The organism is Pseudomonas sp. SP16.1, from assembly GCF_052682975.1.
Genome location: NZ_JBQYFZ010000001.1, coordinates 2,778,322 through 2,803,328 on the forward strand (window position 1 = coordinate 2,778,322; position 25,007 = coordinate 2,803,328).

The 25,007-nt window shown below is 68.6% G+C and carries 7 protein-coding genes; 5 read left to right on the top strand and 2 right to left on the bottom strand.

Annotated elements, in window-relative coordinates; all coding sequences use genetic code 11:
* Positions 1–66: 66 nt before the first annotated feature.
* Together ACUTAF_RS13405 and ACUTAF_RS13410 are read right to left on the bottom strand one after the other, a co-directional pair.
* On the bottom strand, positions 67–1,497 hold the full coding sequence (locus ACUTAF_RS13405) for a diaminobutyrate--2-oxoglutarate transaminase (protein ID WP_445580428.1): 1,431 nt from the start codon (positions 1,495–1,497) through the stop codon (positions 67–69).
* Between the two features lie 129 nt (positions 1,498–1,626).
* Positions 1,627–3,711 carry a TonB-dependent receptor gene (locus tag ACUTAF_RS13410; protein WP_445580429.1) on the bottom strand — a complete coding sequence of 695 codons (2,085 nt, stop codon included), beginning with the start codon at positions 3,709–3,711 and terminating at the stop codon, positions 1,627–1,629.
* Positions 3,712–4,136: 425 nt separating this feature from the next.
* Between ACUTAF_RS13410 and ACUTAF_RS13415 the strand changes: the two genes are divergently transcribed.
* The 5 genes from ACUTAF_RS13415 to ACUTAF_RS13435 are packed head-to-tail and all read left to right on the top strand — an operon-like array spanning position 4,137 to position 24,949.
* Positions 4,137–5,135 carry a TauD/TfdA family dioxygenase gene (locus tag ACUTAF_RS13415; RefSeq protein ID WP_445580430.1) on the top strand — a complete coding sequence of 333 codons (999 nt, stop codon included), beginning with the start codon at positions 4,137–4,139 and terminating at the stop codon, positions 5,133–5,135.
* 8 nt (positions 5,136–5,143) lie between these two features.
* Positions 5,144–6,598, top strand: coding sequence for a condensation domain-containing protein (locus ACUTAF_RS13420; RefSeq protein WP_445580431.1), 1,455 nt, complete (start codon positions 5,144–5,146; stop codon positions 6,596–6,598).
* A gap of 15 nt (positions 6,599–6,613) precedes the next feature.
* Positions 6,614–7,666 carry a TauD/TfdA family dioxygenase gene (locus ACUTAF_RS13425; RefSeq protein WP_445580432.1) on the top strand — a complete coding sequence of 351 codons (1,053 nt, stop codon included), beginning with the start codon at positions 6,614–6,616 and terminating at the stop codon, positions 7,664–7,666.
* Positions 7,667–7,706: 40 nt separating this feature from the next.
* Positions 7,707–10,841, top strand: a complete 3,135-nt coding sequence (locus ACUTAF_RS13430) for a non-ribosomal peptide synthetase (RefSeq protein ID WP_445580433.1) — start codon at positions 7,707–7,709, stop codon at positions 10,839–10,841.
* Positions 10,842–10,894: 53 nt separating this feature from the next.
* Positions 10,895–24,949, top strand: a complete 14,055-nt coding sequence (locus ACUTAF_RS13435; RefSeq protein WP_445580434.1) for a non-ribosomal peptide synthase/polyketide synthase — start codon at positions 10,895–10,897, stop codon at positions 24,947–24,949.
* Positions 24,950–25,007: the final 58 nt, after the last annotated feature.

Genomic DNA, 25,007 nt, shown 5'->3' on the forward strand with positions numbered 1-25,007 from the left:
TGGATCCGCCAGGGGATAACCAGCCACTCGCCTGCTGCCCAGCGGGCTCGACTGCTGGTGCCGCGGTTACCCCTGCCGCTTGAGAGCGAAGATGGGCTCATCGACGGCCTGGGCCGACTGATACAGGATCTGCCCGACATGCTCGACTTCCGCCTCGCTGATGATCAGCGGCGGCAGGAATCTGACGGTCGCGCCATGGCGCCCGCCCAGCTCCACGATCAAGCCGCGTTCCAGGCAGGCGCGTTGCAGCCGGCGCGCCCTGTCGCCGTCGGCGGCGGGACGGCCCAGGACATCGGAGCTCGCCGGATCGACGATCTCCATGCCCAGCATCAGACCCCGACCGCGCACGTCGCCAACCCAGTCGAACTCGGCCTGCAGCCCTTGCAGCAGACGCTGCAGCTGCGCGCCCACGTTGCGCACATGCGCGGTCAGTTGCTCCTGACGAATGAAGCGCAGGGTCGCGTCCCCTGCCGCCATGGCCAGCTGGTTGCCGCGGAAGGTACCGGCGTGCGCCCCGGGCTGCCATTGGTCGAGCTCGCCGCGGTAGACCACCACGGAAAGCGGCAATCCGCCGCCGATGGCCTTGGACAGGGTCACGACATCCGGCGTGATCCCGCTGTGTTCGAAGGCGAAGAAATCGCCGGTGCGGCCTATGCCGCATTGGATTTCATCGAGGATCAGGGCAATGCCGTGTTCCCGGGTGATGTCGCGCAGCCCCTGCAACCAGCGCACGGGAGCGGGAATCACGCCGCCCTCGCCTTGCACCGTCTCGAGGATCATGGCGGCGGGCTGGGTGATGCCGCTCTCGGGATCGCTCAGCATATGGCGGATGTAATGCAGGCTGGCGTCGATCGAGCGTTCCCCGGACAGGCCGAAGGGGCAGCGATAATCGTGCGGATAGGGCAGGAACTGCACGCCCGCCAACAGACCGCCCAGCGCGTTCTTCGGGCCCAGATTGCCGCTGAGCGAGAGCGTACCGAGGGTCATGCCATGATAGGCGCCGTGAAACGCCAGCACGGTCTGCTGCCGCGATGCGGTGCGCGACAGCTTGATCGCCGCTTCCACCGCGTCCGCGCCGGTGGGACCGCAGAACTGGATGCGTGCATCCTGGGCGAACTCGCCGGGCAACAGCTCGAACAGCGTCTGCACGAAGGCATCCTTGATCGGCGTGCTGAGGTCGAGGGTATGCAATGGAATGCCCGAGCCCAGGGCTTTCTGGATCGCCTCAACGGTCACCGGGTGATTGTGGCCCAACGCCAAGGTACCGGCCCCGGCCAGGCAATCGATGTAGACCTGCCCTCTCGAGTCCTCGACGTAGACGCCCTGGGCACGCTTGAGCTCCAGCGGTATGCGTCGCGGATAGCTGCGCGCGTTGGACTCACGCTGCATCTGTCGCTGCAGCGCCGGCGTGCTGTCCAGGCAATAGCGCCCGCTGAGCCCCGTATGCCGGCGCTGCAATTCTTGGGTGGTGCTCGTTGTCGGGGTGATCACACTCATGATGGCTTCCTCGCGTCACACGAATAGCGCGTTCTCTGACGACTCCCACCGGGACATCCCGGGCGGGACAAGACAACGAACCTTGAATTGATTGCGGGCGGCGGCACCCTTGCCGCCGCCCGTCCTTCCTTAGAAGTCGTAGCGAGCGGCCACGCCGAGGGTCATCGGCGCGCCGACGTCCACCAGGCTGTCGCTCTGGTTGTTGGTGATGTATTCCTCGTCGAACAGATTGCGCACGTAGCCGCTGAGGGTCAGATCGCCGATGGGATACTCGGCGTTCAGGTTCACCAGCGTGACGCTGTCGTTGCGTCGCTCGCCGGTCACCTCACGGGCACCGTTGACGTCGAAGTTGGAGATGCTGTTGCCCTGGTAGACAACGTCGCCGCCAATCATCAAGCCGCTGTCGAAGGTGTAGTTGACGCCGACATTGGCCATCTTCTTCGGCGCGAAGACGAACTCGCGGCCACTGAGGTCGACACCGTCGCGCACGAAGTCTTCGTACTTGGTGTCGTTGTAGGCGAAGCCGGCATTCACCAGCAGCTGCGAGGTCACCAGGTACTCGGCGGAGAACTCCAGGCCGATCATGCGGCTTTCGGCGGCGTTGGCCACCTGCACGGTGCTGTCGCTGAGATTGAGGAAGGACACCTGCTGGTCTTTCCAGGTGGTGTGGTACAGGTTGGCGCTGGTGCGCAGACGGCGATCCAGCCAGTTGCCGCGCCAGGCCAGCTCGTAGGTGCTGGTGAACTCCGGATCGTAGGTTTCGTGTCGGGCACGAGTCCTGACGTTCACCCCGCCGCTGCGGTAGCCGCGCTGCCAGGTCAGGCCGAGCACCTGGGTGTCGGTCAGGTCGTAACTCAGGCCGATCTTCGGCAGCAGCACGCTGGAGCTGAGATCCTCGTCAGCCGAAGGGTCGGCGGCGATACCCAGGATATCGGTGGGGTAGTCGATCTTGGTGCGGTTCTTCTCGTGATCCCAGCGCAGGCCGGTGATCAACTGCCAATCTTCGACGAACTCCCAGTTGAGTTCGCCGAACAGCGCCTGGCTGTCGATCTTGGTATCGCCCTGCTGGTCCAGCAGCACCGTGCCGCTATTGACCAGTTGGTCGTCGATCTCGCCCTCGAAGCGCCCCAGATAGGCGCCAATCACGCCGTTCACCCGTTCCGAGACATAGCCCAGGCGCAGTTCCTGACTGGCCAGGGTCTGTTCGTGGTGACGGGGAGCCGTCTGGGTCGTGGTCGCACGGCGGTCGAAATCGAGGATCGAGTGGTACTCGGACCAAGTTCCAGAGGTCACGCTGGTCAGCGTCCAGAAGTCGTCCAGACGGTAATCCAGCTTGGCGGTCGCCGTATCCTGGTCCAGGGTGTTATGCGTCTCGGTGTTCTCGAAGACGCTGTAGTAGTCCGGCTTGCCGTTGGTCGCGGCGACCGCGTTGACCCCGCTGCGCTGCTTGGTGCGGGCGAAGGTCAGCAGCACGTCCAGGTCCTCGGACGGCAGGATGAGGAACTTGCCGCGGACGTTGGACGAACGCAGCTGGTTGGCGTCCATGTCCAGCGTCTCGTTCTCGATATAGCCGTCGGCGGTCTGGTAATCGACGGCCAGCCGGGCGGCCACCACGCCGTCGACCAGCGAGCCGTTGGCCACCGCCGATGCGCCCTGCTCGCCGTACTTGCCGACGTTGCTGCGCACGGAGAACTCCGGATCGAAGGTCGGGTTCTTGGTGCGCATGATGATGGCGCCGGCCAGGGAGTTGCGCCCCTGGGTGGTCGACTGGGCGCCGCGGTAGATCTCCACCTGCTCCATGTCCCAGAGCGGCAGCGGGTTGAGGGTCAGCAGCCGGTTGACCTGCAGCGCATCGTCGACATACACCGATACCGCACCGTTCATCGCGGCAGGCCCCTGGTCGTCGAAGCCGCTCACCGGAATGCCGCGGATACCCCAGTTCTCGTTACCCGACTGGGCGTATACGCCGGGAGTGCGATCCAGCACGCCCTGCAGATCCTGATCGCCGTGGATGCGGATGTCCTCGCTGGTCACCACCGCGACGCTGGATAGCGTCTTGTCCTCGCTGCGCTGAATCTTCTCGCCGGTGACGACCACTTCTTTGAGCTGCAGCGCCTCCCCTTTCTTGGCTTCCTCGGCTGCCAGCGCGGCGGTCGCGGCCATCAGGCCGGATGCTACAGCCAGTGCCAGCGTGTTCTTCTTGAAATTCCTCATGTGCCTCTCGGCTCCTTCGCCTTGTGCTTATTTTCGAAGCGAAACGGTCGTCGCTCCGTACTCCTCCCCAAGCTCCGGCAGCAGAAGCCAGAAGCTCACAGCTGCGAAATATTATCGGTTACTAAAATAATTGCAATCTTTACGAGAGTGATTATCATTTGTGAATCGCTGGCCATGTAGAGCAGTCATGCCAGAAGCAGCCGCCCCCAAAGCGGGGCGACAACCGACACAAACCTCTTGAATGGAGGGATGGGCCATGGCCCTTCGTCTACACGGATGCGCAACTCACATACTGCTCATTGCGACGAGCACCCCGCCGCAACCCTTTGCAGCCCTGGCCGCGCCCGTACGCCGTCCCTCCGCTTTCCCTCTGCATTTCTCCAGCCGATGGATCCGCAGCGATCTGACGTAAGGACTACCCGTATATGAATCAGCTCGCCGAGATGCACAGGGCCGACGCGCTCCGCTCGCCCCAGGTGCAAGATGGCTGCGTCGTCACTTCCCTGCTGGACGACAACCCGCTGCCCCTGCTCATCGCCAGTCAGCAGGGTCATTCGATCCACGAATTGAGCGACGCGCTTCGCGCCATTGCCCTGGACGCGCTGGGCAAGACCGGCGGCGTTCTGCTGCGCAATTTCAAGGTGCCGACGCCGCTGGACTTCAAGCGCTTCGCCGCCAGCTTCGGCATGCCGCTGGGCACCTACGAATTCGGTTCGACGCCGCGCAGCAAGGTGTTCGCCGGGGTCTACAGCTCCACCGAATACCCCGCGCACCAGAGCATCCCCCTGCACAACGAGCAGTCCTACACGCGCCAGTGGCCGTCGCGCATCTGGTTCCACTGCATGACGGCGAGCCAGACCGGCGGGGAAACTCCCATCGCCGACAGCCGCCTGGTGTACCAGACGATCGATCCGGCCATCCGCGAGGAATTCATCGCCAAGGGCCTGCTTTACGTGCGCAACTACAGCAGCGCCCTCGACCTGCCCTGGCAGCAGGTGTTCAACACCGACGAGCGGAGCAAGGTCGAGCAGTACTGCCAGACGCAGGGCATCGACTGGAGCTGGTCCGCCGATGGCGAGCTGAGCACCCGTCAGCTGTGCCAGGCGGCCGTCCAGCATCCGGCTACTCGGGAATGGGTGTGGTTCAACCAGGCGCACCTGTTCCATATCTCCGCCATGGCGCAGGACCTGCGCCAGACCCTGCTCGCGGCGGTCGGCGAGGCGCAGCTGCCGCGCAACGTCTACTTCGGCGACGGCACGCCGATCCCGGACGCCACGCTGGATGCCATTCGCGCGGTCTACGCCGACACCTGCGTGGCCTTCCCCTGGCAGGCCGGCGACGTGCTGATGCTCGACAACCTGCTGGTCGCCCATGGCCGCAACCCGTTCAGCGGCGACCGCAAGGTCATCGTGGCGATGGCCTAGGAGCGGACATGGAAAAGCCCTTTTCACCCCTGCTGCCGTTGGGCGAGGCGGCCGCCCGCCGCGTGCGCCAGTCCTTCGCCCAGAGCCGCCTGTGGTTTCTCCACCAGCTGGAGCCCGGCCGCGCCCAGCACAACATCCTGATCTGCATGGCGCTCGAGGGGCCCCGCCTGCAGGCGGATCGGCTCAAGCGTGCGCTGGATGCGCTATGTGTGCGCCATACGGTGCTGCGCGCCTGCTACCGCACCACGTCGACCGGCCCCGAGCAATGGCTCGCCGAGCGGCAATCCATCGAGGTGAAGACCCTGGACCTGCGCGGCCTGCCTGCGGATGAGCGGCGCCGCGCCCGCGAGCGGCTGCTGCACGACGAACAGCACACCGCCTTCGATCTGGCGTGCGGCCCGGTGATGCGCGCCGCCCTGATCGACCTCGGCGGCAGCGAACAGGAGCTGGTCGTCACCATCCACCACATCGCCTTCGACGGCCGTTCGGGTGAAATCCTCCTGCAAGACCTCGCTCACTACTACGCCACCCAGGAGCCCGGTGCCCCGCTGCCCGGTCGCCTGCAATACGCCGACTTCGCGGCCTGGGAGCCCGGTTACGTGACCGCCGAGCTGATCGACAGCGAGACCGCGTTCTGGCGCGATCACCTGGCCGGCATGCCGCTGCAACTGGAATTCGCCCGCCGGGTGCGCCGCGAGGGGCCGGCGCAAGGCGGACGGCATCATTTCATCATCCCCGAGCAGCAGGTCGAGCAGCTCAAGCGGGCGTCGCGGCGCCTGCGCCTGCCGCTGTTCGTGACGCTGACCGGGCTGTTCCAGCTGTGGCTGCACCATCTCAGCGGGCAGCGCCGCTTCCTCATCGGTACCGATGTGCACGGCCGCGACCTGCCGCAGCTGCAGGACATCTTCGGCTTCTTCGTCAACCAGCTCACCCTCAAGTGCGAACTGGAGGACGACCTCAGCCTCGCCGACCTGCTGGCGCGCACCCGCCAGGCCATCCGTCTGGCCCATGCCCACCGCCAGTTGCCCTTCGACCTGCTGGTGTCCCTACTGGCGCCGCAGCGCAAGGCCGACCGCTCGCCGCTGTTCCAGGCCAAGTTCAACTACCAGCGCGACCGTTTCAGCATCGATGCGCTCGGCGCCGCCCGCCTGGTCAGCACCCAGGTGATCCAGGACCTGGCCGGTTTCGATCTGGTGCTCGACCTGATGCACCGCAACGAAAGCATCGAAGCCACCCTGGAATACGACCGCCGGCTGTTCAGCCCCGATGAGATCGCGCGCTTCGCCAGCCTCTGGCAGGACCTGCTGCGCCAGCTCGACGATCTGCTCGATCTGCCACTGGGCACCCTGTGCGAGCGGCTGCAGAGCTGGGACCAGACCCACCTGCAGCGGCAACAGCACGCGCTCAACGATCAAGGACGCGCACGCCTGGGTACCACCCCGCGCCGTGCCGTCAGCCTGTAGCGACAAGGAGCCCGCATGACCGCCATTCCTCCGTCCGGCAACCGTCCCGTCGCCGGCGCAACCCGCCGCAAACCCATAGTGCTGTCGCAGCAGAGCATCGTCAGCGAGCGCCTGCTGGACCCGGCCTGGGACCTGCCCTGGCTGGTCGAACCGAACCTGGCCGGCGTCGATCTGGTGCAATGGGCCGCGCAGAACCGCGACGAACTGGAGCAGAAACTGCTGCAGCATGGCGCCATTCTGTTCCGCGGTTTCGATGTGCAATCGGTCGAGCACTTCAACGCCGTCATCGGTTCGCTGTCGTCTGGTGCGCTGGAGTACATGTTCCGCGCCTCGCCGCGTACCCGGGTGGGCGGCAACATCTATACCTCGACGGATTATCCCGCCGACCAGGTGATCTTCCCGCACAACGAGCACTCCTACTCGCCGCGCTTCCCGCTGCGGCTGTTCTTCTATTGCCATCAGCCGTCGCAGACCGGCGGCGAGACGCCCATCGGCTCGGTGCACCGGGTCAAGTCGCTGCTTCCGACGGAGATCGTCGAGACCTTCCGGCGCAAGAAGATTCTCTACGTGCGCAACTACGGCGACGGCTTCGGCCTGCCCTGGCAGTCGGTGTTCCAGACCGACGACCGCGCCGAGGTGGAGACCTACTGCGCCTCCGTGGGGATCGAGGTGGAGTGGAAGGACGGCAACCGCTTGCGCACCCGCCAGGTCGGCGCCGCGTTGGCCCGCCACCCGCGCACCGGCGAGGAGCTCTGGTTCAACCACGGCACCTTCTTCCATGTCAGCACCCTGCCCGCCGCCATCCGCGACTCGCTCGGCGCCGGCTTCTCGCCGATGGACCTGCCGACCAACACCTTCTACGGCGACGGCAGCCCCATCGAGCCGGACGTGCTGGAAACGCTGCGCGCCGCCTACCTGGACTCGCTGGTGAAGTTCCGCTGGCAGCGCGGCGACGTCCTGCTGCTCGACAACATGCTCGCGGTGCATGGCCGCGAGCCCTACGGCGGCCCGCGCAAGATCTACACCGGCATGGCCGAAGCCACTGCCGGCAGCGACGTACAGCTCTGATACGCCTCTTCCTTTTCACCTTCGTTCACGAGGAAACGCCATGTCGGCTCTGACAGGATTTCGCATCTCTCCACAACAGGCCCGGGCCTGGCGCGACGCCCCGACCGATACCACCCACAGCCTCGGCTGCCGGCTGCTTATCGAGGTGGCCCAGGCCCCGTCGACCGCCGAGATCGAGACGCGCCTGCACGACCTGGCCCGGCGCGAGGAAATCCTGCGCACCGCGCTGCACGCCGTGCCCGGCATGGCCCTGCCGATCCAGGTGATCGAAGACCAGCCGCGCGTCGTCTTCGCCACCGAAGACTGGCGTGACGAAGGTGTGGCGCAGCGCGATGCCCGTCTGGCCGAGGCCACATTGGCGTCGGGCAGCGTGCTGTCGGTGCGCTACGTGCGTATCGCCGAGGAGCGCTGGCTGCTGTGCCTGGAGGGCGCGGCCAGCACCCTGGACCTCGCCAGCCTGGCGCTGATCGCCGCCGAGCTGCTGGGCGCGCCTGCCGAGGAGCGCCTGCAATACGTCGATTACGCGGAGTGGAAGAACGGCCTGCTGGAAGACGAAGCCGACGGCCAGGCCGTGCGTTTCTGGCAGCAGGCGCGCACGGAGAGCGCTCCGCTCGAGCTGCACGGCCTGCAGGCGGCCAGCGCCGCGAATTGCCAGCCCGCCCTGCGCGAGCTGGGCGGCGTGCCGCCACGCCTCGAACTGCAACGGGTGGCCACGCAGGCCGGGCTGAGCCTGGACGAATGGCTGTTCGCCGCCTGGTGCGTGCTGCTGGCGCGGCTCGGCGGCCAACAGCGCATCCAGCTCGGCTGGCACGACAGCGGCCGGGGCGAAGGGCTGGAACAGGCCCTGGGGCTGTTCGAGCAATTCCTGCCGGTGCAGGCCGAGGTCGACCTGCAGGCGCCGCTGGCGCCCCAAGCCTCTGTTCTGCTCGGCCCCCTGCGCCAGGCCAGGGGCTGGCGCGATCACTACGACAACGCACAGGCCTGCGCCCTGTATTTCGCCTGGCGCGAACTCGATCTGCCCGCGCAACTGGGCACCGCGGTCGAGGCCCGCGGCTTCAACGCGCCGTTCGCCCTCGGCCTGGAATGCCGCACGACCAATGACGCGACGCTGGAACTGCGCCTGGCCTACGACCAGGCGCGCTTCGATGCCACTGCCATCGCCTGCCTCGAGGAGCAATGGACGCTGCTGCTGCAGGGCCTGTGCGCGGACAGCCAGGCGCTCGGCGCGCTGCCCCTGCTCGGCCCTCGCCAGGAACAGCAGTCGCAGGCCGGCATCGCCCCGGTAGAAGTGCGCGACGTCGGCGTGCTCGCGCTGATCGAGGAGCGCGCCCTGGCCAATCCCTACGCCCCGGCGCTGGCCGACGGCAGCGGCGTGACCGGCTACGGCGAACTGCGCGCCCAGGTCGATGCCCTGGCCCGGCGCCTGCGCGCCGAGGGCGTACAGGCCGGTGATGTGGTCGGCATCCTCATGCGTCGCGAGCGCCGAGCCATCGTCGCCATGCTGGCCGCATTGAAAGCGGGCGCGGCTTACCTGCCCCTCGACCCGGCCTATCCGGGCGAACGCCTGAGCTACATGCTCGATAACAGCGCGGCGCGCCTGCTGCTCAGCACCTCCGAGCTGCAAGCCAGCGTCGCCAGCAGCGTGCCGACCCTGCTGCTGGACGCCGTTGGCGAGGTCGCGGACGCGGACGTGGCGCTGCCGAGCCTGGCCGGCGAACAGACCGCCTACCTGATCTACACCTCCGGCTCCTCCGGCCAGCCCAAGGGCGTGCCGATCAGCCACGCCGCCCTGAGCCGCTCGACCCAGGTACGCATGGCCTTCTACCGCGAGCCGGTGCGGGCCTACCTGCTGCTCTCGTCGCTGTCCTTCGACAGCTCCGTGGCCGGCATCTACTGGACGCTGTGCCAGGGCGGCCTGCTGGTGCTGCCGGCCAGCGGCGAGGAGCTCGACCTGGAGGTGCTGGGCGGCCTGATCGAGCGCCACCGGGTCAGCCACGGCCTGTCGCTGCCGTCCCTGTACGAGACGCTGCTGGACTACTGCCCCCCTGCCACCCTCGCCCACCTGCGCACCTGGATCGTGGCCGGCGAACCCTGCACGCCGCGCGTGCTGGACAAGCACCGCGGCAAGGCGGCGCAGGCGCAATTGGTCAACGAATACGGGCCGACCGAAGCCACCGTCTGGGCCACCGCCGAGGTGCTCAGCGACGCGGCGCCCGGCGAGTGCGCGATCAGCATCGGCCGGCCGATTCCCGGCATGGACCTGTGGCTGCTGAACGAGCATGGCCAGCCGGCCGCCATCGGCGAACCCGGCGAGATCCACCTCGGCGGGCCGACCCTGGCCAGCGGCTACCTGGGCCTGCCCGAGCAGACCGCCAGCGCCTTCGTGCATTACCCGCACATCGCTCAAGGCCAGCGCCTGTACCGCACCGGCGACCTCGCCCGGCGCCGCGCCGACGGCCGTCTGGACTTCCTCGGCCGCCGCGACCAGCAGATCAAGATCCGTGGTCACCGCGTCGAGCGCGGCGAGATCGAACGCGTGCTGCAGAGCCATTCCGAAGTGCGTGAGGCGGTGGTGGTCGCCCAGCCGCACGAAGGCAGCGCGCGCCTGATCGCCTACTTCACCGATCGCCACGGCTACGTGCCCGAGGCCCAGGCATTGAGCAGCTTCCTCCACGACCGCCTGCCGAGCTACATGGTGCCGGCGGCCTTCGTCCACCTCGCGGCCCTGCCGCACACGCCCAACGGCAAGCTCGACCTCAACGCCCTGCCCGACCCGGATCGCCTGGTCGCCGCCAGCGCCGCCTACGTCGCGCCGCGCAACGAACTGGAGGCAGCCCTGGCGGACATCTGCCGGCAGGTGCTCAAGCGCGAGCGCATCGGTGTGCAGGACAACTTCTTCCAGATCGGCGGCGACTCGATCCTCAGCCTGCAGATCGTCTCGCGCGCCAACCAGCAAGGCATCCGCCTCAGCGCCAAGCAGATCTTCGAGAGCGAAACCATCGAGCGCATGGCCCAGGTCGCCACTCGTGGCGTGCCCGCGAGCGAAGCGCCTGCGGCCTGCGCCGCCGCCCCCGAGGACGCCAGGACGGCTCGCACGGCCGCGGACTTCCCCCTGGCCGCGCTCGACGACGACGCCTTCGGCGACCTGCTGGCGGAACTCAACGCGACCGACTGAACCGGGGCCCTGCCTTGCCGCCCCCTCACCCATTCATAAAAAAGGTCACCCGGATGACGAACAAGACCGCACACCACCTCGAAGACGTCTACCCCCTTTCCCCGTTGCAGCAGGGCATGCTGTTCCAGAGCCTGCTGCACCAGGAGTCCGGGGTCTACCTGATGCAGGATCGCTACCGCATCGGCGGCGACCTGGCGGTGGAGGCGTTCCTCGAGGCCTGGCGGCAGGTGATCGCCGCCCACCCGGCGCTGCGCACCAGCTTCCTGTGGAAGACCCAGAAACAGCCGCTGCAGGTGGTGCACCGTGAAGTGGGCGACCCGGTCGAATTCATCGACCTCGAAGGCCTCACTCCCGAGCAGCAGGAAGCGCATATCCAGGCGCTGCTGGAACAGGAGCAGCGCAACGGCTTCAACCTGGCCAAGCCGCCGCTGATCCGCGTGCGCCTGGTGCGCCTGGGCGCCGGACGCCACGAGATGATCCGCAGCTTCCACCACATCCTGATGGACGCCTGGTGCATCTCGCTGATCATGGTGGACTTCATCGACGCCTACGCCGCCCTGCGCCAGGGTCGTACGCCGAGCGTGCGCAAGCCGCGCCCCTACCGCGACTACATCGCCTGGCTGCAGCAGCAGAGCCTGCCCGAGGCGCAGGCGTTCTGGCAGGAGCAACTGCAGGGCCTGGACGCACCGACGCCACTGGTGATCGAGCGCCACACCCGGCAGAGCCAGTACCGCGAAGCGGTGCTGGTCGACGACAGCCAGATCCGTTTCGACGCGCGCCAGACCCGCGAGCTGACCGCCTTCTGCCAGACCCGGCGGATCACTCCCAATACGCTGTTCCAGGGCGCCTGGGCCCTGCTGCTGTCGCGTTACAGCGGCCTGCGCGACGTGCTCTTCGGTGTCACCGTGTCCGGTCGCCCGCCGCAACTGGCCGGCGTCGAGGAGATGATCGGACTGTTCATCAACACCCTGCCGCTGCGCGTGCGCATCGACGAGCAGCAAGACCGCACCTCCTGGCTGCAGGCGCTGCAACGGCACAACTTGGCGCTGCGCGAGTTCGAGCACAGCGCCCTGGTCGACATCCAGGGCTGGAGCGATTTCCCGCGCGGCGAGGAGCTGTTCGAGAGCATCCTGGTCTACGAGAACGCGCCCATCGACGACAAGCTGTTCAGCGGCGAGCTGAGCTTCAACCTCGACGACATGGAACACAGCGTGCACACCCACTACGGCCTCACCGTGGTGGTCATGCCGGGCGAGCGCCTGGCCGTGCGCATTTCCTACGACCGCCGGCGCTTCGCCCGCGACAGCATCGAGCGCCTGCTCGGCCACCTGCGCCAGATCGTCCTCGGCATCCTCGCCGAGCCCGACGCCAGCCTCGCCTCGCTGGAGCTGCTGAGCGAGCAGGAACGCCAACTGCTGCTGGTGGACTGGAACCGCACGCAGCAACCCTTCCCTCTGGATCGTACCTACGCCAGCCTGTTCGCGGATCAGGTGGCGCGCCAGCCGGACAAGGCCGCGGTGGTCTGCGCGGGCGAGACGCTCAGCTATGCCGAACTGGACGCCCGTGCCAGCCGCCTCGCCGCCGCGCTGATCGAAGCCGGCGCCGGGCCCGACCGCACCGTGGCCCTGCTCGCCGAGCGCGGCCTGGCCCACCTCGCCGCGTTGATCGCCATCTTCAAGGCCGGCGCCTGCTACCTGCCGCTGGAGGTCAAGCACCCGGCGCAGCGCCTGGCGGAAATCCTCGAACTGAGCCAGGCGCCACTGATGCTGGTCGGCGACAGCCAGTGCGCGCTGGCCGGCGAGCTGTGCGCCCGCCTCGGCGCCGCCGCGCCGCAGCGCGTCGCTATCGAACCGCTCTGGCTGCACGGCGCGGCGCCGGCCATCGCGCCGCGCGGCTCGGCCGACGACCTGGCCTACGTGATCTTCACCTCCGGCTCCACCGGCACGCCCAAGGGCGCCCTGGTGGAACAGCGCGGCATGCTCAACAACATATTCGGCAAGGTGCCGACCCTCGGCCTCGGCGAGCACGACCGCATCGCCCAGACCGCCTCGGTGGCCTTCGACATCTCGGTCTGGCAGTTACTCGCCGCGCCGCTGGTCGGCGCCACCGTGCACATCCTGCCGGATGCCGTCAGCCAGGACCCCGAGCGCCTGCTGCAGGCCCTGCAGGACGAGCGGCTGACGCTGTGGGAAGCGGTGCCGGCGATGATCCGCGGGGTGCTCGCCGCCAGTACGCCTGCCACCGACCTCGGCGCCCTGCGTTGGCTGCTGCCGACCGGCGAGGCGCTGCCGCCGGCCCTGTGCCGCGACTGGTTCGCCCGGTTCGCCCAGGTACCGCTGATGAACGCCTACGGCCCGGCGGAATGCGCCGACGACGTGGCCTTCCATGTCATCGCCGCGCCCTCCGACGAACAGGCGCAGGCCATGCCCATCGGCCGACCGACGCCGAATACCGAGCTGTACGTGCTCGACGACGCCCTGCGTCCGCTGCCGGTGGGCGTGCCCGGCGAAATCTGCGTGGCCGGCGTCGGCGTCGGCCGCGGCTATTTGCACGACGCCGAACGCACTCGCGCGGCTTTCGTCGAGCATCCCCTGCGTCCCGGCGCGCGTTTCTACCGCACCGGCGACCTCGGTCGTTACCGCGCCGATGGGGTGATCGAATTCCTTGGTCGCCGCGACCAGCAGGTGAAGATTCGCGGCCACCGTATCGAACTCGGCGAGATCGAGGCCAGGCTGCAGCAACACCCGGCCGTGAAAGCCGCCGCGGTGGTGGTGCATCGGGACATCCGCGGCGACGCGCAACTGGTGGGCTACTGGGTCGCCCGCGAGGCCGCCGCCATCGACGCGGCGGCACTGAAGCTGGCCCTGGGCGGCCAGTTGCCGGCCTACATGGTGCCGCAACACCTGGTCGAGCTCGACGCCCTGCCACTCAACGCCAACGGCAAGGTCGACCGCAAGCGCCTGGCGCAGCGTGAACTGGACTGGAGGGTGGCGGCCGGCGAGGTCGTTGCGCCTGCCAGCGAAACCGAACGAACCCTGCATGGCATCTGGCAGGACATCCTGGCGCTGGAGCACTTCGGCGTCACCGACAGCTTCTTCGCCCTCGGCGGCCATTCGCTGCTGGCCACCCAGATGCTGTCGCGCATTCGCGCCGCCTTCGCCGTCGAGCTGCCGCTCAAGACCCTGTTCGAGTGCCCCAGCGTGCGTCAGTTGGCCCAGGCCATCGACCGGCAGCTGAGCGCCCCCGGCAGCGAACAGGCAGAGGCCGAACGCATCGTCGCGCCGCCGCGCCCCGAACGCCTGCCGCTGTCGTTCGCCCAGCAGCGCCTGTGGTTCGTCGAGCAGCTGAACCCCGGCAGCGCCCATTTCAACATTCCCTTCGCCTTGCGCCTGAGCGGCGAGCTGGACGTCGAGGCCCTGCGCGCCAGCTTCCAATGGCTGCTCGAGCGCCACGAGGTGCTGCGCACCGCCTTCCCCAGCGACAATGGCCAGCCCTACCAGCGCATCGTCGAAGCGCTGAGCTTCGAGCTGCCGCTGACCGACTTCGCAGGTGCCGGCGACGATGCCGTCCAGGCCGTGCTGCAAGACTGGTTCGCCCACCCCTTCGACCTGACCACCCCGCCGCTGCTGCGGGCGCGTCTGCTACGCCTGGACGCGCGCCAGCACGTGCTGGCCATCACCCTGCACCACCTGGTCTCCGATGCCTGGTCGGCCACCCTCGCCCTGCGCGAGCTGACCCAGCTCTATGCCGCCCTGCATGCCGGCCAGGCCCCGCAGTTGGCGCCGCTGCCGATCCAGTACGCCGACTACAGCCTGTGGCAGCAACAGCGCCTGCAACCGGCAGCGTTGCAACCGCACCTGGACTACTGGCAGACGCAATTGGCCCGCGACGACAGCGACTACCTGCTGGAACTGCCCACCGACCGCCCGCGCCCGGCCACCCAGTCGAACCGCGCCGGCATGCTCGCCGCGCGTCTTTCGCCGCAGGCCAGCGAGCGCGCCCACAGCCTCGCGGCGAGTCTGCAGCAGTCCACCTACAGCCTGGTGTTCGCCGCCTTCGCCGGTTTCCTGCAACGCATGAGCGGCCAGGACGACCTGATCCTCGGCACCCCGGTGTCCAATCGCGACCGTGCGGAAACCCAGGCGCTGCTCGGCATCCTGCTCAACAACCTGCCGGTGCGCGTGCGTTTACACGGCCAGCCGAGCTTCGCCGAGCTAGCCCGCCAGGTCAGCGAGACGCTGCTCGACGCCCAGCGCCACCAGGACCTGCCCTTCGAGCGACTGGTCGACCACCTGGCGCTGCCGCGCCGCCTCAGCCACGCGCCGCTGTTCCAGGTGATGGTCGCGCAGCAACTGCCGATGGAGCGCCGCGTGCGCTTCCCGGGCCTCGACTTCGAGGTGCTGGACACGCCGCAGAGCCATTCGCAATACGATCTGGAATGCCATATCGTCACGCCGCCGCAGGGCGCCATCGAACTCAACCTGATGTTCGCCCAAGACCTGTTCGAGCAGGCCACCGCCGAGCGCTGGCTGCAGCGTTTCGTGCAGCTGTTCGAGGCCATGTTGGACGCACCCGAGCGACCGCTGGGCGAGCACCGCCTGCTCGACGCGCAGGAGTGGCGGCGCACCGTGCAGGAGTGGAACGCCACCGAGCGGCACTACCCCGGCCCGGCGACCCTGAGCGAGGCCCTGGCCCTCCAGGCGCAGCACAGCCCCGAAGCGCCGGCGCTGGTGTTCGAGAGCGAAACCCTCAGCTACGCCGACCTGCATCGGCGCGCCGATCGGCTGGCGCAGGCCCTGGCGGCCCAAGGCATCGGTCGTGAACAGGTGGTCGCGGTGTGCCTGGAGCGCAGCGTCGAGCTGGTGGTGGCCCTGCTGGGCATCGTCAAGGCCGGTGCCGCCTACCTGCCGCTCGATCCGCACCTGCCGCCGGCGCGCCTGGCCTTCCTGCTGGAAGATGCCGCCTGCCCGCTGGTACTGAGCCACAGCCAATGGATCGAGCGCCTGCCCGAGACGGTGCCGGCCTGGTGCCTGGACCAGCCGCTGCCCGATACGCTCGGCGAGGTTCGTCCTGTGGCTAACCAGCCCGGCGACCTGCTCTATGTGCTCTACACCTCCGGTTCCACCGGCCAACCCAAAGGTGTATTGAACGAGCACGGCGCGCTGATGAATCGTCTGCACTGGATGCAGGACGCCTTCCCCATCGGCGCCGGCGACAGTGTGCTGCAAAAGACCCCCTACGGCTTCGACGTGTCGGTGTGGGAGTTCTTCTGGCCGCTGATCACCGGCGCCTGCCTGGTACTGGCTCGCCCCGGCGGGCATCAGGACAGCGGTTATCTGGTGGAGCTGATCCAGCGCGAACGCATCACCACCCTGCACTTCGTGCCCTCGATGCTGCAGGCCTTCGTCGCCGAACCCGGCCTGGAAGCCTGCACCTCGCTGCGTCAGGTCTTCGCCAGCGGCGAGGCCCTGCCGCTGGCCTTGCAGCAGCGCTTCCAGGCGCGTCATCCAGCTAAGCTGGTCAACCTCTACGGCCCCACCGAGGCGGCCATCGACGTCAGTTGCTGGGTCTGCGACCCGGCCTCGCCCCTGGGCTTCGTGCCCATCGGCAAGCCGATTGCCAACCTCAAGCTGTACATCCTCGACCCGCACCTCAACCCGCTGCCGGTGGGTGCAGTCGGCGAGCTGTATATCGGCGGCGCCGGCCTCGCCCGTGGCTACCTGAACCGGCCGGAGCTGACCGCGGCGGCCTTCGTCGACAGCCCGTTCGAGCCCGGCCAGCGCCTGTACCGCACCGGCGACCGCTGCCGCTTCCTGGCCGACGGCAATATCCAGTACCTGGGTCGTCTCGACCATCAGGTCAAGCTGCGTGGCCAGCGTATCGAACTGGGCGAGATCGACGCCGCCCTGCTCGCCCAGCCCGGCGTGCGCGAGGCCGTCACCCTGCTGCGCGACGACCTCGGCACGCCGCAGCTGGTGGCCTACTTGGTGGCGGATGAAACCGGGCTGGATGTCGCCCAATTGCAGGCCAATCTGACCCAGGCCCTGCCGGCGCATATGCTGCCGAGCGCGCTGGTGGAACTGGCCGCGCTGCCGCTCAACGCGAACGGCAAGCTGGATCGCAAGCAACTGCCGCGCCCGCAACTGGAGCAGGCCGACGACCGCCTCGAGGCGCCCCAGGGCGAGGCCGAGCGGCGCATGGCCGAACGCTGGGCCGAGCTGCTGGAAATACCGCTCGAGCTGATCGGCCGCGACAGCCACTTCTTCCGCCTGGGCGGCCACTCGCTGCTGGCCACCGTGTTGCTCGCCCGCCTGCGCCAGGAGTACGGCCAGGCACCGGCCCTGCGCCAGTTGTTCGAGCAGCCGACGCTGCGGGCCTTCAGCGCCCTGCGCGGCACGCCGACGGGCAGCGCCGCCGCCGAGCTGACGCCACAACCGCGTCCCGAGCGCCTGCCGCTGTCCTACGAGCAGCAACGCCTGTGGTTCCTCGAACAACTGGCGCCGGGCTCGGGTGAATACAGCATCAATAGCGCGCTGACGCTCACCGGTGAACTCGATGTCGAGGCGCTGCGCCAGGCCTTCGAGACGCTGGTCGAACGCCACGCCATCCTGCGCAGCCGCCTGCAGGACGACGACCAGGGTGGCCAGTTGCTGATCGATGCCCCGGTCACCTTCCACCTGCCGGTGGAAGAGCATGCCGGCGACCCGGCCCAGTGGGCCGAGTACCAGCGCCAGGTTGCCGAGGCCGAGTCCCGGCGCGCGTTCGACCTGTCGCATGAGCATCCGCTGCGGGTGCGCCTGGTACGTTCTGCCGGTGCCGACCAGGCCCTCCTGCTGCTCAGCCTGCACCACTGCGCCGCCGACGGCTGGTCGCTGCAGGTGCTGCTGGACGAGCTGGCCGCCGGCTATCGCGCCGCCTTGGAGGGACGCCGCGTCGAGCTGCCGACGCTGCCGGTGCAGTACGTCGACTATTCCCTGTGGCAACACAGCGAGGCGCGCCAGCAGGTCTATCGCCAGCAACTGGAGTACTGGCAGAACCGCCTGGAGAACGGTGACTACCGTCTCGATCTGCCCACCGATCTGCCGCGTCCGGCCAGCCTCGACAACCGCGCCGGCACCTGTTTCACCCAGGTGCCGGCAGCGCTGGCCGAGCGCCTGCGGCGCTTCGCCCGCGAGCGCGAGGTCACCCCCTTCATGCTTCTGCTGGCCGGTCTCAAGCTGTTCCTCGGCCGCTACAGCGGCCAGCAGGACCTGCGTATCGGCACGCCGGTGGCCAACCGTCGCCTGCAAGCCGTGCAGCCCTTGATCGGCTGCTTCGTCAATACCCTGGTGATCCGCTCCGACCTCGCCCCCGAGCAGCGCTTCGGCGACTACCTGCTCCAGGTCAGGCAGGCCGTGCTGGACGCCCAGGAACACCAGGACGTGCCCTTCGAACAGGTGGTCGAACACTTGGCACCGGAGCGCGATCTGGCGCACACGCCGCTGTTCCAGGTGGCTTTCGTCATGCAGAACAGCACGCGTGCCGCGCTGCAATGGCCAGGACTGCGCCTGCAACCGCTGGACATCCGCTCACCGGCGGCCAAGTTCGACCAGAACTGGGAAGTGCACGACGACGGCGAAAACCTGTCGGTGATGCTGGAATACCGCGCCAGTCTGTTCCACGAAACCACCATGCAGGCCTGGTTGGAGCAATGGCTGGCTTTCCTCGAATGCTTGCCGGAGGCCGTTGACACCCCGCTCGCCCGGCTCACGCCGCTGAGCGAGGCGGATCGCCAGCTTCAGGTGCGGCAATGGAACGCCACCGAGCGCCACTACCCCGGCTCGACGACCTTGAGCGAGGCCCTGGCCCTCCAGGCGCAGCACAACCCCGCAGCGCCGGCACTGGCGTTCGAGGGCGAAACCCTCAGCTACGCCGACCTGCATCGGCGCGCCGATCAGTTGGCACAGGCCCTGGCTGCCCAAGGCATCGGTCGTGAACAGGTGGTCGCGGTGTGCCTGGAGCGCAGCGTCGAGCTGGTGGTGGCCCTGCTGGGCATCGTCAAGGCCGGTGCCGCCTACCTGCCGCTCGATCCGCACCTGCCGTCGGCGCGCCTGGCCTTCCTGCTGGAAGATGCCGCCTGCCCGCTGGTACTGAGCCATAGCCAATGGCGCGAGCGCCTGCCCGAGACGCGGCCGAGCTGGTGTTTGGACCAGCCGTTGCCCGATACGCTCGGCGAGGTTCGTCTTGTGGCTAACCAGCCCGGCGACCTGCTCTATGTGCTCTACACCTCCGGTTCCACCGGCCAACCCAAGGGCGTGCTCAACGAGCACGGCGCCCTGATGAACCGCCTGCACTGGATGCAGGACGCCTTCCCCATCGGTGCCGGCGACCGTGTGCTGCAAAAGACCCCCTACGGCTTCGACGTGTCGGTATGGGAGTTCTTCTGGCCGCTGATCACCGGCGCCTGCCTGGTACTGGCTCGCCCCGGCGGGCATCAGGACAGCGGTTATCTGGTGGAGCTGATCCAGCGCGAGCGCATCACCACCCTGCACTTCGTGCCCTCGATGTTGCAGGCCTTCGTCGCCGAACCCGGTCTGGAAGCCTGCACCTCGCTACGTCAGGTCTTCGCCAGCGGCGAGGCCCTGCCGCTGGCCTTGCAGCAGCGCTTCCAGGCGCGCCATCCGGCAACGCTGGTCAACCTATACGGCCCCACCGAGGCGGCTATCGATGTCAGTTGCTGGGTCTGCGACCCGGCTTCGACCCTGGGCTTCGTGCCCATCGGCAAGCCGATTGCCAACCTGCGCCTCTATATCCTCGACCCGCACCTCAACCCGCTTCCGGTGGGTGCGGTCGGCGAGCTGTACATCGGCGGCGCCGGACTCGCCCGTGGCTACCTGAACCGGCCGGAGCTGACCGCGGCGGCCTTCGTCGACAGCCCCTTCGAGCCCGACCAGCGCCTGTACCGCACCGGCGACCGTTGCCGCTTCCTGGCCGACGGCAACATCCAGTACCTGGGACGCCTCGACCATCAGGTCAAGCTGCGCGGCCAACGCATCGAACTGGGCGAGATCGACGCCGCCCTGCTCGCCCAGCCCGGCGTGCGCGAGGCCGTCACCCTGCTGCGCGACGACCTCGGCACACCGCAGCTGGTGGCCTACCTGGTGGCCAGCGAAAGCGGGCTGGACGTCGCCCGGCTGCCGGCCAATCTGACCCAGACCCTGCCGGCCCATATGCTGCCGAGCACGTTGGTGGAGCTGGCCGCGCTGCCGCTCAACCCGAACGGCAAGCTGGATCGCAAGCAACTGCCGCGCCCGCAACTGGAGCAGGTCGAGGACTGCCTCGAAGCCCCCCAGGGCGAGGCCGAGCGGCGCATGGCCGCACGCTGGGCCGAGTTGCTGGAAATACCGGTCGAGCTGATCGGCCGCGACAGCCACTTCTTCCGCCTGGGCGGCCACTCGCTGCTGGCCACCGCGCTGCTCGCCCGCCTGCGCCAGGAGTACGGCCAGGCACCGGCCCTGCGCCAACTGTTCGAGCAATCGACGCTGCGCGCCTTCAGCGCCCTGCTCGGCACGCCGGCGGGCAGCGCCGCCGCCGAGCTGACGCCGCAGCCGCGCCCCGAGCGCCTGCCGCTGTCCTATGCGCAGCAGCGCCTGTGGTTCCTCGACCAGCTCAACCCGCAGGCGACTGAGTACAACATCACCTCGGCCGTGGAGCTCAGCGGCCCGGTGCGCCTCGACTGGCTGCAGCAGGGTTTGACCGAGATCGTCACCCGCCATGAAGTGCTGCGCGGCCGTCTGCTGGAGCGTGGCCAGGGCGCCGAGTTGCTGATCGACGCAGAGAGCCGCGCGCACCTGCCCATCGAGCCGCTGGCCGAGACGGACTGGGACGCCCGGGTGGCCCAGCGCCTCGAAGAAGAATCCCGGCGCCCCTTCGACCTGGCGGCCGGCCCGCTGGTCCGTGGCTGTCTGCTGCACAACGAGCGGCGCACCCTGCTGCTCCTGACCCTGCACCATACGGTGGCCGACGACTGGTCGATGCAGTGCCTGATCGACGAACTGGCCGAGCTCTACCGCGCCCGCGGCGAGCAGCGCGAGGCATGTCTGCCGGCCCTGCCGGTGCAGTACGTCGACTACGCCCTCTGGCAGCGGCTGCCGGAGCAGGCCGAACGCTACCGCCAGCAGTTGCAGTACTGGCAGAGCACGCTCGGCGATGGCGACTACCAGTTGGAGCTGCCCACCGACCATCCGCGCCGTGCCGAACCCGACACCGCCAGCGGCTTCCACGACCTGCTGCTGCCCGAGGCGCTCGCCCAGCGCCTGCGCGAGGCGGCGCAGCGTCAGGGCGTGACGCTCTACGTGCTGCTGCTGGCAGCCACCCAGGTGCTGCTCGGCCGCCTGGCCGGCCAGCGCGACGTGCGCATCGGCACCGCCGTGGCCAACCGCGATCTGGCGGAAACCCAGGCGCTGATCGGTTGTTTCGTCAACACCCTGGTGATTCGCGCCGAGGTCGATCCGCAGCTGGGCTTCGAGGCCTTCCTGAAGCAGGTCGGCGAACGCGTGCTGCACGCCCAGGAGCACCAGGAGGTTCCCTTCGAGCAGGTGGTCGATGCCCTGGTCAGCGCGCGCGACATGACCCGCACGCCGCTGTTCCAGGTGCTGTTCGCCATGCAGAACGCCCGCCTGCGCGCCGATGCCTGGGCGCCGCTGACGCTGCGCGAAGTGGAGGTACCGTCCAGCGCCTCGAGCTTCGATCTGGGCTGGGAGGTGCACGACGACGGCCAGCGCCTGTCGCTGCGCCTGAAATACAAGCGCCAGCTGTTCGAGGCCGACACCATCGCGCGCTGGGCAGGCGCCTGGCAGCGCCTGCTGGCCGATATCGCCGAGCGGCCGCTGGCGAAACTGGGCGAACTGGACCTGCTCGGCAGCGTCGAACGCAGCCGCCAACTGCGGCAGTGGAATGCCACGACCAGGGTCTACCCCGGTCCGCACAACCTGGCCCAGGCCCTGGCCGAGCAGGCCATGCGCAGCCCGGATGCGCCAGCGCTGGTCTACGCCGAGCAGCGACTCAGCTATGCCCAGTTGCATGCCCGCAGCGGTGCCGTGGCCCGCGAGCTACGCGAACGCGGCGTGGGCCGCGAGCAGGTGGTCGCCCTGTGCATGCAGCGCTCGGTGGAAATGGTGGTCGCCCTGCTCGGCATCGTCCGCGCCGGCGCCGCCTACCTGCCGCTCGATCCGGAGCTGCCGCCGGCACGCCTGGCCCTGATACTGGAGGATGCCGCCCCGGCCCTGACCCTGGCCCAGTCGGCCACCGCTGCCTGCCTGCCGGCCGGCACGCCACACTGGCGCCTGGATGTCTCGACGCTGGAAGATGGCCCGCAGCCCGAGCCGATCAACCAGCCCGGCGACCTCGCCTACGTCATCTACACCTCCGGCTCCACCGGCCAGCCCAAGGGCGTGCTCAACGAGCACGGCGCGCTGATGAACCGCCTGTACTGGATGCAGGAGGCCTTCCCCATCGGCACCGACGACCGTGTGCTGCAAAAGACCCCCTACAGCTTCGACGTGTCGGTATGGGAGTTCTTCTGGCCATTGATCACTGGCGCCTGCCTGGTGGTCGCCAAGCCCGACGGTCATCGCGACAGCCATTACCTGGCCGAGCTGATCCAGCGCGAACGCATCACCACCCTGCACTTCGTACCCTCGATGCTGCAGGCCTTCGTCGGCGAGCCGGCGCTGCCACGCTGCACCTCGCTGCGCCAGGTCTTCGCCAGCGGCGAAGCCTTGCCGCTGGAGCTGCAGCAACGCTTCCAGGCGCGTCATCCGGCACGCCTGATCAACCTCTACGGCCCCACCGAGGCGGCCATCGACGTCAGTTGCTGGGTCTGCGATCCGGCCTCGACCCTGGGCTTCGTGCCCATCGGCAAGCCCATCGCCAACCTGCAGCTGTATATCCTCGACGAAGCGCTCGCCCCGCTGCCCATCGGCGCGGTCGGCGAGCTGTATATCGGCGGCGCCGGCCTGGCCCGTGGTTACCTGAACCGGCCGCAGCTGACCGCCGAGCGCTTCGTGGCGAGCCCGTTCGACGCCGGCCAGCGCCTGTACCGCACCGGCGACCGTTGCCGCTTCCTCGCCGACGGCAACATCCAGTACCTGGGACGCCTCGACCATCAGGTCAAGCTGCGCGGTCTGCGCATCGAGCTGGGCGAGATCGACGCCACCCTGCTCGACCAGCCCGGCATCGACGCCGCGGTCACCGTCCTGCGCGAAGACCTGGCCACGCCGCAACTGGTCGCCTACCTCTGCGGCCCCGAGGCCCTGGACGTCGACGCGCTCAAGCAGGTCCTGGGCCAGCAGCTGCCGGCGCATATGGTGCCGACGTTTATCGTGCAACTACCGGCCCTGCCGCTGAGCAGCAACGGCAAGATCGACCGCAAGGCCCTGCCCAAGCCTGAGCTCGAGGACCAGGCGCGCACGCAGCGGGCGCCGAGCAACGCCACCGAGGAGGTGCTGTGCCGGCTGCTCGGCGAACTGCTCGGCGTGGAGCGGCCGAGCGTCGACGACAACTTCTTCGCCCTCGGCGGCGACTCGATCCTGGGTTTGCAGTTCATCGCCCAGGCGCGCGCCCAGGGCATCGGCCTGACGCCGCGCCAGCTGTTCCAGCAACGCAGCCTGGCCGACCTCGCGCGGGTCGCCAGCCAGGTCGAGCAGTGCCAGGCGGAACAGGGCCTGCTGGAGGGCGAGGCGCCGTTGCTGCCGATCCAGCACTGGCTGCTGGAACGAGCGCTGGTCGAGCCCGGCCATTGGAACCAGTCGGTGCTGCTCAAGCCCAGCCACCCGCTGCACACCGATGCCCTGCAAGCCACGCTGCAGGCCCTGGTCGAACAGCACGACGCCCTGCGCCTGCGTTTCACCCGCGAAGGCGATCGGTGGCGCCAGGCCTATGCCGATGCCAGCCAGGCAGTGGCATTCGCCCAGGTCCGTCTGGCCGTGCCCTGCACGCCGGAAGCCCTGCGCGCCTGCATCGCCGAACAGGTCGAGGCGAGCTTCGACCTGGCCGGCGGGCCGCTGATCCGCGCCCTGCTGATCGACCTGGCCGAGGGTGAGCAGCGCCTCTACCTGGTTGCCCATCACCTGGTGGTGGATGCGGTGTCCTGGCGCCTGTTGCTGGAAGACTTCAACACGCTCTACCCACGACTGGCCGCCGGCCAGAACGCCACGCTGCCAGCCAAGACCAGCTCCTACCGCCAGTGGGGCCAGCGCCTCTGGCAGCAGGCCGCCAGCCCGGCCGTGCAGGCGCAGCGCGACTACTGGCTGCAGCAGACGCTGCCCGGCGAGCTGCCGGTGGACCAGCCCCAGGCCGACAACCGCGTGGCCGACGAGGTCAGCCTGAGCGCGGCGTTGAGCGTCGAGGAAACCCAGGCGCTGCAGCAGGCGCAGGGCAGCTATCGCACCCAGGGCCATGAACTGTTGATCGCCGCCCTGGCCGGTGCGCTGCAGCAATGGTCGGGCGCGCGTGCCATCGGCATCGACCTGGAAGGCCACGGCCGCGACGCGCCGTTTGCCGAGCTGGACGTCAGCCGCACGGTGGGCTGGTTCACCCAGCTCTATCCGGTGCGCCTGGAGCTGCCGCAGGGCGGCGACAGCGGCGCGCTGATCGTCGCGGTCAAGGAGCAGCTGCGCGCCGCGGCCGACAAGGCCCTGGGCTACGGCCTGCTGCGTCACCAGGCCGAGGCGCCGCTGCCGGCGCACCGCCATCCGGTGCTGTTCAACTACCTGGGTCAGGCCGACGGCATCGGCGGCGAGGGGCTGCTGCAACTGGTGGATGAGCCGCTGCCGCCCACCGTCGCCGCCGACACCCCGCGCAGCCATGAGCTGGAGGTGGTGCTGGCGGTGCTTGGCGGGCGTCTGCAGGTGGAGATGAAGTTCGCCGGCCTGCGTCTCGCGCCGGCCAGCCGCGAGCGCCTGTTGCAGGCCTACCTCGCCCATCTGCGCGGCGTCATCCGCCACTGCCAGGGCAACCAGACGGGGCAGCTGTCACCAACCGACTTCCCCCTGGCCAAGGCGCTGAACCAGAAGAACCTGGACACCCTGCTGAGCAAACTCAAGAGCAAACCGATCTCGCAGAGCTAGCGAGCGCCGCGCCGGCCGCCCCACGGGGGCGCCGGCGCCCGCCCCGCACTCGACACCT